This window comes from Streptomyces sp. SID11385, assembly GCF_010548245.1.
Classification (GTDB): Bacteria; Actinomycetota; Actinomycetes; order Streptomycetales; family Streptomycetaceae; genus Streptomyces.
Window position 1 is genome coordinate 1 of the sequence record NZ_JAAGLR010000343.1, and the last position, 12191, is coordinate 12191.

Genomic DNA, 12191 nt, shown 5'->3' on the forward strand with positions numbered 1-12191 from the left:
CGCCGACGCGCCGCTGCACCGCGGCGATGACGTCGAGCAGCACGCTCTCCGCGTCGAGCCCGGCCCCGTACGCCGCGCGCACCACGGCGGCGGCCGCGTCCTCGTCGCCCGCGGCGACCGGGACCCACAACCGCTCGGCCCACGTCCCGGTCCGCGGCGGCTCCGCCGTCACCGTGCTCGTCATCGATCTCTCCCAGGAACCTGCCGCGCTCGGTGCGCGGTACATCCATCCGTTGGTGGGGGCACGCGCCGGCGCCCGCACCGTGCGGCTTCCCGCTCAGTACACGCGGCTTCCCGCCCGTCCGCGCGCTACGCGGGCCGAGCGGGGCACCCGTCGTACGGGAGCGGGCCCGCCGACGTACGGGGACGGCCTACGCCGCCCCACCGCCGCCCGGCCCCCGCTTCGGCGCCGTGATCGCCACCACCGCCATGTCGTCGTGGCGGCCCGTGCCGACCCACTGCGCCGCGAGCATCCGCACCCGCTCCACGATCGCGCCCGCGGGCATCCCCGCGCACTCGCCCGCCGCCCTGCGCAGCCGGTCCTCGCCGAACATCGTCTCGCCGAGCGGCCCGCCCTTCGCCTCGGTGATGCCGTCCGTGTAGAGCAGGCACGTTTCGCCGGGCGCGAGCCGCACGGTGTCCGTCGTGGCGCGCACCTCGGGGAGCACGCCGACGAGGGTGCCGTGCGTCTCGGCCTGTTCGACCTCGCCGTCCGCGCGCACGACGAGCGGCGGCGGGTGCCCCGCGCTCGTCACCCTGAGGCGGACGCCGCCGTCCGCCTCGGTGCGTGCCGAGGCGAGCACGAGCGTCGCGAACCGCGTGTGGTGGGACGTCAGGAGCGCGGCGTTGAGGAGCGTGAGGACGCGCTGGTGGTCGTCGGCGAGCGGGAGCAGCGCGTGCAGCGTGTTGCGGATCTTCCCGGTGAGGATCGCCGCTTCGAGGCCCTTGCCGCACACGTCGCCGAGGACGACGAAGCACTCGCCGTCCGTGCCCTCGGCGGCCGGATGGGCGTCGTAGAAGTCGCCGCCGACGCGCTCGCGGTCGGCCGAGGCCCGGTAGCCGCCCGCCAGGTCGATGCCGTCGACGCGGTGCAGCGGGGGCGGGAGCAGTTCGCGGGTCAGCGTCTTGGTGAGCGCGGCCTGTTCGGCGTACAGGAGCGCGGCGGACACCGCCGTCCCCGCGCGCAGCGCGAAGAGCCGCGCGAGCGATTCCTCCTCCTCGCCGAAGGTCTGCCCGCCCGCGCCGCGCAGCAGCACGAGCGCGCCCGCCGGGACGCCGTGCCCCGGCATCGGCGTCACGAGCACGGACGCCGGGGTGCCGAAGCCCTCGGGCAGCGCCCAGGCGGGGAACTGCGCGGGGTCGAGCCAGCGCGAGGGCACGGGCGGGAAGCCCTGCAGGGCCTCGACGAGGCCCGGGACCTCGGCCGGGTCGGCGCGTACGGACCGGGTCCGCGGCTCGCCGCCCGCGACGCCGAGGACGAGTTCGACGCGACGGCCGCGCCACGGCGAGACGACGACGGCGGCGTCGGCGAGGTGCCGAGCCGCCAGGCGCGCGGTGATGGCGAGGGCGCGGTCGGCGTTGAGGGAGGAGAGGAGCTGGGTCGACGCCTCGTCGAGCAGGGCGGTACGGGCCCGCTCGGCGCGGAGCGCGGCGCGCAGCCGCTCCTCCTCGTCCGTGTCGCGCAGCCACCACGTGAACTCGCCGCCCTCGTGCCGTACGGGGTTCGCCTCGTACGTGCGCCCGCCGAGCACCCCGCGCGCGATGCCGGGCAGGTCCTCGTGGACGGCCCGCGCGTGGGCCCCGGCGAACCAGTCGGGCGCCGAGTCGGCGAGCGGGCTGCCGGGGGTGATGCGGGGCAGCAGCGACGCCGCCGCTCCGTTGATCTCGCGTACGAGCCCGTCGGCGTCCGCGCGCAGGGCGGGAGGCGGGACGTGGTCGAGGGGGGTGCGCGGGGCGGTGGGGACGCGCTGGGGAGCCCGCGGGCCGGCGGAGGGCGTGGTGGGGGGTGCTTGCGTGGGGACGGTCTTCCGTGCGGTGTCCGGATGCGCGCTGGGCGCCTGGACGGTGGCTTCGGTGCGTTCGGCTGGTCGTGTCATGTGGGCGGGGCCCGCTCGGCGAGCCCCTCACCTCCTCCCGGCCTGCCGCCGCCACGCCCCTTCGGGAGGCGCGTCGGCTTCACCACCGTACGCACAACCCCCCACCCCGGCGAAACCCCGCCCCAAACCCTCGCGGAAACCGCACGTCTACGTGCCCGGGACCGGGGTACACGGGGATACGGAACAGGGCGCGGCCCGGGGTCTGGGGAGGCCCCGGGCCGCAGGGTCACGTGTGCCTCGCGCGGCCCGCTGCCGCTCGTGTGGTCCGGATGGGCTCTCAGGACGCGCGCCGCGCGGAGGCGGCGGTGACGCTGCTTGGCATGAGTCAAGACCTGCCTCCGCGGCGGAACCGCCGCGGTGACGGCGCGCCGGAAGCGGGGCGTCCCCGTGCGGACGGGCCCGGTGCGCGGCGGCTCGGTGACGGGGCGTCGTGAAGCACGCCGGCACGCTCGTCCTCGTCCTCCTCGCCGCCGTCCTGGCCCCGCTGCTCGTGCACGCGACCCGCCGCTTCGTCCGCGTCCCGCTCGTCGTCTTCGAGATCGTCCTCGGCGTCCTCCTCGGCCCCCACGTCCTGGACTGGGCGCACCCCGACACGGTCGTGGACTCCCTCTCCGACCTCGGCCTGTCGATGCTGATCTTCCTCGCCGGGTACGAGATCGACTTCGGCGCCGTGCGCGGGGACACGCTGCGCCGCGCGCTGAGCGCGTGGCCCCTCTCGCTCGCCGTCGGCATCGGGCTCGGCTTCCTGGTGAGCGAGGGCGAGGTCTTCAAGGCGTTCGTCGTCGGGACGGCGCTGACGAGCACCGCGCTCGGCACGGTGCTGCCGATGCTGCGCGACAGCGGACAACTGCGGGGTCGCTTCGGGACGGTGGTCTCGGGCTTCGGCGCGGTCGGCGAGTTCGGTCCCGTGGTCGCCATGGCGCTGCTGCTCAGCGGACGGCGCCCCGCCGAGTCGGCCGCGCTCCTCGCCGCCTTCGGCGCGATCACCGCCGCGGCCGTCTTCTGGGCGCTGCGCCCGCGCCGGCCGTGGTTCGGCGAGCTGACCGAGCTGACCCTGCACAGCAGCGGCCAGTTCGCGGTCCGCTTCGTCATGCTGCTGCTCGCCTCCATGCTGGCCCTCGCCGGGGTCTTCGGGCTGGACGTGCTCCTCGGCGCCTTCGCCGCGGGCGTCCTGACCCGGCTCGTCCTGCGGCGGGCGGTCCCGGGGAGCAGCGAGGAGATCGTCGGCAGGGTGGAAGCGCTGGGCTTCGGCTTCCTCGTGCCGCTCTTCTACATCGTCACCGGCATCGAGTTCGACCTGGACGCGCTCCTGCACGACACGGTCTCGCTCCTGCTCGTGCCCGCCTTCCTCGCCCTGTTCCTGCTGGTACGGGGCGGGCCCGTGTACCTCTTCGCTCCACGCGACCTGGGCCGGGCCGACCGGCTGGCGCTCGCGCTGTTCTCGGCGACCTGCCTGCCGCTCGTCGTCGCCCTCACGACGATCGGCGTGGACCAGAAGCTGCTGGGCACCGACCGGGCCGCGTCCCTCGTGTGCGCGGCGATGCTCTCCGTGCTCCTGCTGCCCGCGCTCGCGACGCGGGTACGGGCGAGGGCGGCGGAGACCGGCGAGCCCGCGACGTCCGCCGGGCCACCGGAGCGGCCGGGGGAGGAGTCGGAGGCGTGGTGAGGGCGGCCGGGCGGCGCGGGACGCGGCGCCACGTCAGCGGCAGGGGGGCCGGATCGCTGTAATGGCCGAGTAACGGCCGCTCCCTAGCGTGCGGACTCCCCCGTACCGTCTCCGGAGGAGCACCGCCGATGCCTCTGCCCCGACCACCGCTGCGCGCACGCGCCCTGTGGGCGGCGGCCGCCTTGTCCGCGACCGCCCTGCTGACCGCCTCCCTGCCCGCTGTCGCCGCCGGGCCCGCCGCGCCCGCCGCCGCGCTGGACCCCGCCCTCTCGCGCGCCTTCGCCAAGAGCGACGAGACGTCCTTCTTCGTCGTCCTCAAGGACCAGGCCGACCTGTCCGGCACCCGCGACAAGTCCTCGCACGCGGCCCGCGCCGAGAACGCCTTCAAGAAGCTGCGCACCAAGGCCGACGCGACCCAGGCCCCGCTGCGCGCGTACCTCGACAAGAAGAAGGTCGGGCACCAGGACTACTGGATCGCGAACACCGTCCAGGTCACCGGGGACAAGGAACTCGCCGCCACGCTCGCGGCCCGCTCCGACGTCGCCGAGGTCGTCGCGGACCACCACTACGCGCTCGACGACATCGAGACCTCCGACGCGCGCGTCACCGCCTCCCGCACCGACGCCGACGCGGACACCCCCGAGTGGGGCGTCGCGGACATCGAGGCCGACAAGGTCTGGAAGCAGTACGAGGACCGCGGCGAGGGCATCGTCATCGCCAACGTCGACTCCGGCGTCCAGTACGACCACCCCGACCTCGTCGGCGCCTACCGGGGCAACAACGGCGACGGCTCCTTCACGCACGACTACAACTGGTACGACGCGACCGGGCAGTGCGGCACGAGCGGCGTTCCCTGCGACAACAACGGCCACGGCACCCACACCATGGGCACCATGGTCGGCGCGCACGGCATCGGCGTGGCCCCCGGCGCCCGCTGGATCGCCGCCAAGGGCTGCGAGACCTCCTCGTGCTCCGACTCCTCGCTGCTGAAGGCCGGGCAGTGGATTCTCGCCCCGACCGACCACAACGGGCAGCACCCGCGCCCCGACCTCGCGCCGAACATCGTCAACAACTCCTGGGGCGGCGACGACACGACGTTCTACCAGGACATCGTCGAGGCGTGGAACGCCGCGGGCATCTTCGAGGCGTTCGCAGCGGGCAACGACGGCGACGGCACCACCTGCTCCACCGCGCACGCCCCCGGCTCGCAGGCCCCCGCCTACGGCATCGGCGCCTACGACTCCACGGGCAAGATCGCCTCCTTCTCCGGCTTCGGCCCGTCCCTCGTGGACGGCTCGGCGAAGCCCGACCTCTCCGCGCCCGGCGTGGACGTCCGCTCCACGTGGCCCGGCTCCGCGTACAACGTCGAGTCGGGTACGTCGATGGCGACGCCCCACGTCGCGGGCGCCGTGGCGCTCCTGTGGTCGGCCGCGCCCTCGCTCGTCGGGGACATCGACGCGACCCGCGCGCTGCTCGCCGAGGGCGCCAGGGACGTGGACGACACGCACTGCGGCGGCACCGCCGCCCGCAACAACGTCTGGGGCGAGGGCAAGCTCGACATCCTCGCCTCCGTCGACAAGGCCCCGCACACCGCCGCCACCGTGACCGGCACCGTGACCGACAAGGCCACGGGCAAGCCGCTGAACGGCGTCACCGTCGAGGCGACGCAGGACGGCCACGCCGCCCGGAGCGTCGCCACCGGCTCCCAGGGCACCTACCGGCTCTCGCTCGCCCCGGGCACGTACGACCTCAAGGTCTCCGGCTACGGCTACGCGGGCGCCACCGCCACCGGCGTCACGCTCGGCGAGAACCAGGAACTCGGCCGCGACTTCGAGCTCACCGCCGTCACCGCGCACAAGGTCACGGGAGTCGTCCGCGACGTCACGGGCAAGCCCCTCGCCGGCGCGCACGTCTCCGTCACCGGCACCCCCGTCCCGGCCGTCACCACCAACGCCAAGGGCGCGTACAAGCTCCCGGCCGTCGCCGAGGGCACGTACACGCTGAGCGTGCGGCCCGCCGCTCCGGTGCTCTGCAACGGCGAGTCCGCCGACACCGTCACCGTCACCGCCGACCTCAAGGAGAACGTGCGCCTGCCCGCGCGCGCGGACGCCTTCGGCAACGCGTGCGCCCCCGCCGCGTACTCCTGGATCGACGGCACCAAGAAGGTGGCCCTGAGCGGCGACGAGGACGCCACGACGATCACGCTGCCCTTCCCCGTGAAGCTCTACGGCGTCTCGTACTCCACCACCTCCGTCACCACCAACGGGATGCTCGACTTCCTCGCCCCGCGCGTCGGCGACTACGCCAACACCGACCTGCCCACCGCGCACAACCCCAACGGCTTCGTGGCCGCGCTGTGGGACGACCTCGTCCTCGACAAGAAGTCCTCCGTCAAGACGGCCACGACCGGCACCAAGGGCGCGCGGACCTTCGCCGTCGTCTGGAACGACGCCGCCTACGCCACCGGCAGCACCGGGCGCGCGACCTTCGAGGTCCTCTTCGACGAGGCGAGCGGCGCCGTGACGACGCAGTACCGCACCGTCCCCGACCACGGCGCGTCCGCCACCGTCGGCCTCCAGAACCAGACGGGCAGCGACGCCCTCGCCTACTCCTACGACCAGCCCGTGCTCACGGACGGTTCCGCCGTCCGCTTCTCCCAGGGAGCCCAGGGATGACCCCCCACCACACCCGGCGGGCCCTGCGGCTCGCCTCCGCCCTGGCGGTGACCGGGCTCTGCGTGAGCCTGGCCCCGCAGGCGCTCGCCGCCGACCCGGCGGGCAGCGGCGCGATGAAGCTCAGCAGCGCCCAGGCCGACAAGCTCGCCGCCCACGTCGCGCTCGACCCGTACGGCGACGGCGGAAAGGCGGGGAACACCCCGAAGCCCACCACGGAGCCCAAGAGCACCACCGCACCGAAGGCCCCTGGCAAGGGCGCGAAGACGGACGCCGACGACGCGCCCGTCACCTTCACCGCCGCCTCCACGCTCGAAGGCGTCCGCGGCATGGGCGCCACCGTGCCCGTCGGGAAGAAGGGCGACTACTTCCTCCTCACCAGCCTCGGCACCGTCCAGCGCCATGCCGCCGACGGCACCTCCGTCTGGGAGCGCACCAACTCCTCGCTCTACGCGGACTGGAAGGTCGCCCCGCAGCGCCCGTGGCAGACCGAGCCGTACCCGGCCCGCATCCTGATGGGCTACAACGCCGTCTCGCCCTTCTCGCCCACCTCCGACAGCGGCTACGCGACCGGCGACCTCACCGGCGACGGCACCGACGACCTGGTCTTCACCGCGAGCGTCGGCGTGGTGCCCTACCGCCCCTTCACCTCGCCCGGCTCGACCCTGCCGAACGGCACCTTCGTCACGGTGGTCGACGGGAAGACCGGGGCCACGGTCTGGTCGAAGCTGTACGACTACGCCACCCACGTGAAGATCGTCGACCGCACGCTGCTGGTCGCCGACTCCCCGCGCCAGAACATGAACGCCCCCGCCACCGACACGGCGAAGCTCACCGGCACCCGCTTCACGTACAAGGCCGGCGCCCTGACCCCGGCCGCCACGTGGACGTACGACACGGGCGAGACCGGCTCCGTGAGCTGGGGCGACCTCCAGGACCTCGGCAAGGGCCGGGTCGCCGTGTCCTGGGATCGCGCCAAGACCGAGACCGGCGGGGGCATGGGGCGCACCCTTCTCCTCTCCGCCGCTGACGGCTCCGTCACCTGGACCGCCGACAGCCTCCTGTACAGCCGTCAACTGCGCCTGGACAGCGCGCGCAAGCGGCTCGTCGCCGTCGAGCAGGCCGACCCGACGGACGGGGTGCGCTACGAGATCGCCGCCTACGACCTCACGACGGGGCGGCGCGCGACCCTCGACAGCCGCGTCAACGTGCTGCCCACCGCCCTGGCGGTCGGCGACCTCACCTCCCGCGACGGCGCCGAGTACGCCGTCGCCGAGTCCTCGCTCGACAGCGACCTGTACGTCAACGCGAGCACCGTGCGCGCGCTCGACGGCACGGACCCGCACAAGGCGCTGTGGTCGTCCACCATCAAGCGCGACCCAGGGAACAACACCAACGGCGCGAGCTTCTGGCGCCTCCAGGTCGTCGACGGCACGCTCGTCACAGCCGCCCAGGACGACGAGAAGAACGGCGACGCCGAGAACATGGGTGGCGCCCGGTACGCGCGCCTCACCGTGTTCTCGGGCAAGGGCGCCGTCAAGTGGCAGGAGAAGGGCCTCGGCGCCTCGCCGATGTACCAGGAGGTCTTCGAGGACGCCAAGGGCGGCCACGTCCGGGTCGTCGACCAGAGCGAGAACGTCCGCACCTACCGGCTCGCCAACGGCAAGCGCGAGTCCCTGACGCCCTTGCGCGCCGACATCGCCTACGCCAAGGCGACGGACGTGAACAAGGACGGCGCGGACGACGTCGTCATGGGCGGCTCCTCGAACGGCGTCTGGGCCTACTCGGGCCCCTCGCTCGCCTCCGGGAAGCCCGAGAAGCTCTGGCAGGCCACCGTCCCCGGCGCCGTCCACGACATCGAGACCGGTGACGTCGACGGCGACGGCAAGCCCGAGATCGTCGTGGCCGCCGACAGCGCGGTCGTCGTCCTCAACGCCCGCACGGGCAAGACGCTGACCACGATCGACGGCGACGGCCGCTTCCTGCGCTCCGTCCACCTCGCCGACCTCGACGGCGACGGGACGCTCGACCTCCTCGTCCCGAGCGGCACGCTCGACGCCTACTCCGGCGACGGACACCGGCTCTGGACGTACGCCGCGCCCGGCAAGCCCGACGACCAGGTCTTCTCCGACCCCTCGACGAGCGACGGGCGGGTGTACGTCTCGTACTCCGCGCGCGGGTCGATCAACCTGCCCGACGCCGGAGCACACGCCGTCGCCCTCAACGCGCGTACGGGCAAGGCGAAGTGGGACCTCGCGCCCAAGGCCCCGGCCGCCTCGTCGGACGGAGTCATCCACGCCGCGCTCTCCTACCACGCCACCTTCGCCTCGCCGGACATCCCGTACGCGAAGGGACACGCGGTCGTCTACCTCTGGGACATCCAGTCCCAGGCGGGAATCGGCTCCGAGGACGCCGTCAGCCCGCACCAGTACATGGAGATCCGCGACGGCCGCACCGGTGAGGTCGTGCACGCCACCACCCTCGGCGGCCTGTGGACGCACAACGACTTCTTCACCGACGGCGGCGTCCTCTACGAGGCGGGCACGGCCTCCTTCCGCGCCTTCCGCGGCGAGGGCACCGAGGACACGACGGTCTACGCGGTCCCGCAGTCCTACGGCGCCGGTTTCGCCACCGGGCCCGGTGGCCGCAAGCTCCTGATCGGCGGGATCGAGGGCGGTGTCTACGCCTGGAGCCCGGACATCTTCGACGCTCCGGACTCCTACGTGCCGAGCCTCGGCAGCGCCGGCCTGACCGGCGGCCGCAACCAGCTCGCCGCCGACCTCGACGGCGACGGCGTCACGGAGGTCCTCTCGCTCAACGGCGACGACTACGGCATGGACCGGATCGCCGAGGACCTGGGCGGGCGGTACCTCGTCCAGGACAACGGCATCCACCAGGTCACCGCGTACACTCTCTCCTGACTGTCCTCGCACCGCGGCCCCCCGGTTCCGACCGGGGGCCGCGGGCGTGCGCAGGGCTTCGCCCCGCTCGTCCCTGCGGCTTCTCAACGGCTCCGCGAACAACAGATCACCCCCGGCGGGAACCTTCGCCCCGGTGCCGGACACGTACAGAGCATGGAACTGAACGACGCTGATCCCGCCGCCCCGGTCGGGGAGACATCCGACCGTGAGCTGTGGACGTGGGCCGTCGACGGCGACCGCGAGGCGTTCGGGCGGATCTTCGACCGGCACGGCAAGGCCGTCTACAACTACGTCTTCCGGCGGACGGCCGACTGGTCCGAGGCCGAGGACCTCACCTCGACGGTCTTCCTGCACGCCTGGCGCCGCCGCGCCGAGACGGTGCTCGACCGCGACTCGGCCCTTCCCTGGCTGCTCGGCATCGCCGACCGCCTGCTGTCGAACACCAGACGGCGCCTGAGACGGGCCGACGCCCTGCTGCGCCGCCTCGTCTCGCACGACGAACAGGTGGGCGACCACGCCGAGCGCGTCGCCCACCGGGTGGACGACGAGCGCCGCATGTCGGAGATCCACCGGGCGCTGGCCCGGCTGCCGCGCCACGAGCGCGAGGTCATCGAGCTGTGCGTGTGGTCCGGGCTGGACCAGCGGGCAGCGGCGGAGGTGCTGCGGGTGGCGGTCGGAACGGTCAAGTCCCGGCTGCACCGGGCGCGGCGAAGACTCGGCGCGGATCTCATCAGCGTGGCCCGGGTCCCGGCGTCGGTCAGCTCCACGCACGCCGACAATTCGCAGGAGGACGCACGATGAATGACATGCAGGGCATTCCCCCGGCGCCTCCCGAGCGCGATCTGCCGAACCAACGGCGGATGCGGGAGGAGCTACTGATGAAGATCGCACCACGGGACGACACCGCCCCGTCGCACCGCAGATGGGCGGTGCCTCTGGGCGTCGCCGCCGGAGTGTCGGCGGTGAGCGTCACCGCCGTGGCGCTCTTCGGCGCGATGGGGGACAGCGAGTCGCACCGTACGGATCGCGCGGACCGCGCACTCAGCGGTACGAGCCCGACGGGCGCGGCCTCCCCTGACGGCGACACCGCGCCCGGTGCGGGGCCGGCCTCTCCGTCGGTCTCCCCCTCGGGCTCCGCGTCGGGCGAGACCGGCCCCATCCGCTCCTCCAAGGGCACGACGCCCAGCCCGGACAGCAACGCGTTCAGGATCACCAAGGCGACGACCACCCCGATCAAGGCGGGGACCGTCGCCAAGATCCTCTCCTCCTGCCTGGGGCCGGATGCCTCGCGCTTCCACGCCGTACTCGCGGTCCGCACCCCCGCGGCCTCGCCCAGCACGGACGGCGTCGTCGTGGCCGTCGACTCCGCGGGCCAGTACGCGCAGTGCGCGTCGAAGGGCGCGAAGGGCAGCAGCCCGGACGTTCCGCCCACCTTCATCAACGACAGGCTGTGGGGCACCGGTCGCCTGATCGCGTACTTCGACACCACCCAGGAAGCGGTCGGCGACGGGCAGTACCTCGTCTCGGGCGCGGGGCACTACACGTCCGACGTCGACAGAATCACCGTCAGCTACGGCGACAAGCCCAAGGAGTACCCGGCCGTCATGGCGGGCGGCGCCTTCGCCTACGCGGCCACTCTCACGCCCGACACGCCCCCCGACCGGCACTACCCCGGTCCCCGCGTCTCCGTCCACGCCTACGACGCGTCGGGAAAGGAGATCTACGACCAGGCGAAGGACCCAAAATTCACGGGCGACTGAGTCGCCGTCCCGCACCGTCGCGGTGCGTGCTGTCGCGGTGCGTCCGGCCGGGCCGCGCCGCCGGGGCACGAGAGGGGTCACGGCCCCGCCGGGGGGCGGGGTCGCGGCCGTACCGAGGGGCCGGGGCGGGGCCGTACCGGGAGCCGGGAGGGTGGCCCCACCGCGGGCCGGGGGACGGGACAGGTCGCGGACTCCCGGAGCCTCGCTGACCGGAAGCCTCGATTACAGTGCGCCTTCATGAAGGCGCCTGCACCGGACGGAAGCGGCATACCCGCAGCTCCGCTGCTGCGCGTGCGCCTCCTCGGCGGCTTCTCGGTGACCCGGGACGGAGGCGCGCCACCCGCCCAGCGGTGGGCACGGCCCAGCGCCCGCACCCTGGTCAAACTCCTCGCGGTGGCTCCGGGCCACCGGCTCCACCGCGAGGAGGTCATGGCGGTCTGCTGGCCCGAGGCGGACGCCCGCGCCGCCGCCGGAAGCCTGCGCGTCGCCCTGCACGCGGCCCGCCACGCCCTCGAACCCGAGCGCCCCCCGCGCGCCGCCTCCTCCTACCTCGTCTCCGACGGAGCGCTCCTCTCCCTCGCGCCCGGCCTGGTGCGCATCGATGCCGACGAGGCCGAGACCGCCGCCCGCACGGCGCTCCGCCTCGGCCGCACACCCGAACTCACCAAGGCGCTGCGCCTGTTCACCGGCGACCTGCTGCCCGAGGACCGTTACGCGAGCTGGGCGGGCACCCGCCGCGGACAACTCGCGCTCCTGCGCGAACGGCTCCTGCTCCGCCTCGCCGAGAACCACCTCGACGGCGCCCCCGAGCGGGCGGCCGCCTTCGCCCAGCACGTCCTCGCGGCGAGCCCCGCCGAGGAACTGGCACACCGTCTCCTCATCGACGCACTGCTCCGCCAGGGCCTGCGCCGACGTGCCGTGCACCAGTACCACGTGTGCCGCGAAGTGCTCGACACGGAACTCGGCGTGCGTCCCGCCCCCGAGACGGAGCGTCTGCACCGCGCGGCCCTCGCCGCCGCGCCCGCCCCGCTGCCCACCGCCCCGCCGCCGCCCGCCCCCGTACGAGCGGTGCGCGG

General features: G+C 73.9%; 8 protein-coding genes. 6 read left to right on the forward strand and 2 right to left on the reverse strand.

Annotation, left to right across the window (positions count from 1 at the left end; genetic code table 11):
* Both G3I42_RS10175 and G3I42_RS10180 read right to left on the reverse strand, forming a co-directional pair.
* On the reverse strand, positions 1-184 hold a 184-nt coding region (locus G3I42_RS10175; RefSeq protein WP_343244508.1), incomplete at its 3' end, for a B12-binding domain-containing protein.
* 187 nt (positions 185-371) lie between these two features.
* Positions 372-2096, reverse strand: coding sequence for a GAF domain-containing SpoIIE family protein phosphatase (locus G3I42_RS10180; RefSeq protein WP_164284476.1), 1725 nt, complete (start codon positions 2094-2096; stop codon positions 372-374).
* Between the two features lie 430 nt (positions 2097-2526).
* On the opposite strand from G3I42_RS10180, the gene G3I42_RS10185 reads away from it, so the two are divergent.
* From G3I42_RS10185 to G3I42_RS10210, 6 genes are all read left to right on the forward strand, one after another.
* Positions 2527-3762 carry a cation:proton antiporter gene (locus tag G3I42_RS10185; RefSeq protein ID WP_164284479.1) on the forward strand — a complete coding sequence of 412 codons (1236 nt, stop codon included), beginning with the start codon at positions 2527-2529 and terminating at the stop codon, positions 3760-3762.
* 128 nt (positions 3763-3890) lie between these two features.
* The gene (locus G3I42_RS10190) at positions 3891-6437 is read left to right on the forward strand and encodes a S8 family serine peptidase (protein ID WP_164284482.1); all 2547 of its coding nucleotides are present in this window, start codon (positions 3891-3893) and stop codon (positions 6435-6437) included.
* Positions 6434-9355, forward strand: a complete 2922-nt coding sequence (locus tag G3I42_RS10195; protein WP_164284485.1) for a VCBS repeat-containing protein — start codon at positions 6434-6436, stop codon at positions 9353-9355. The genes G3I42_RS10190 and G3I42_RS10195 overlap by 4 nt, the downstream gene beginning before the upstream one ends.
* 153 nt (positions 9356-9508) lie before the next feature.
* Positions 9509-10156 carry a sigma-70 family RNA polymerase sigma factor gene (locus tag G3I42_RS10200; protein ID WP_164284488.1) on the forward strand — a complete coding sequence of 216 codons (648 nt, stop codon included), beginning with the start codon at positions 9509-9511 and terminating at the stop codon, positions 10154-10156.
* Positions 10157-10233: 77 nt separating this feature from the next.
* A complete protein-coding gene (locus G3I42_RS10205) occupies positions 10234-11115 on the forward strand; it encodes a hypothetical protein (protein ID WP_164284490.1) in 882 nt (293 codons plus the stop codon).
* Positions 11116-11352: 237 nt separating this feature from the next.
* A partial coding sequence (locus G3I42_RS10210; protein ID WP_275405240.1) for a BTAD domain-containing putative transcriptional regulator occupies positions 11353-12191 on the forward strand: 839 nt, incomplete at its 3' end.